The sequence below is a fragment of the Eisenbergiella massiliensis genome, assembly GCF_003435485.1.
This window is the reverse complement of the sequence record NZ_QVLV01000058.1, coordinates 1-854: the sequence shown is the minus strand read 5'-3', so window position 1 is coordinate 854 and position 854 is coordinate 1. Positions and strand designations below refer to the sequence as shown.

1 protein-coding gene is annotated in these 854 nt (G+C 54.6%); it reads right to left on the bottom strand.

What is annotated here, in order from left to right; genetic code table 11:
* Nucleotides 1–854: beta-L-arabinofuranosidase domain-containing protein (locus DXC51_RS29230; protein ID WP_181970230.1), on the bottom strand; the 854-nt coding region annotated here is incomplete at both ends.

Genomic DNA, 854 nt, shown 5'->3' with positions numbered 1-854 from the left:
CTGATCCGGCAGGAGGTTCCGCCTTCTGCCTGCACCCGGAATTTCCGGATGGGAGAAATATCACCCCCGGAACAGTTTTCCAGGGCAAACCGGCTGCCGCGAATGGAAAAAGAGGCTTTGGAAGGAAGGTATTGGGAAACATAGATCCCTTCCTCATCCGTATAATAAATCATGTTGGCATATTCCGCCACATCCTGGGGAAAGGTCCCGGTGCAGCACTGCCATTCAAAATTGGCGCCGTTTGGCTGCAGCCTTCTGTCCTCCAGGCTCTTTACCGCGCCGTCCACAAAATAACCGGCATAGTACATCACGTGCCCCTCGGAATCAATGGGCGGCTGTCCGGCCACACCGTTGATCAGCATCTGCTCCGCCCAGTCACCGTATTTTGCTTTCCCGGTAATCCGGAGAAGATAATTGCAGATTTTAAAGACCGCCCAGGCGCAGCAGGATACCTCGCAGCTTCCCCAGTTATCGTTCCTGGGAACCATTCCGCCGCCGAAATTCCTGTAGACCGCCCCGTTTTTGGTGGTATCCCAGGAATCCTTCAGCATCTCGCCCAGAAACCCTTTTTCATCCGCAAACAGGCACTCCGCGGGGCCGTAGCCGCCTGTGGCATAGGTATGCTTTTCCGTCACAAGCGCATAGCCGTTTTCCGCTGCGTCCAGGTACTTCTTATCCCCCGTCGCCAGATAGGCCATTGCCGCGCTGGAAAAGCTGTTGACCTGGCTGTAGGCATGCCTTGGCCCAATGGTGGAATCGTGAGCGTTCAATTTATCCCACAGGTAGGTATAATCCCATTCTCTGGCAAAATCCAGATATTTCTTCTCCCCGGTCAGCAGATAAGCCCGGTACAG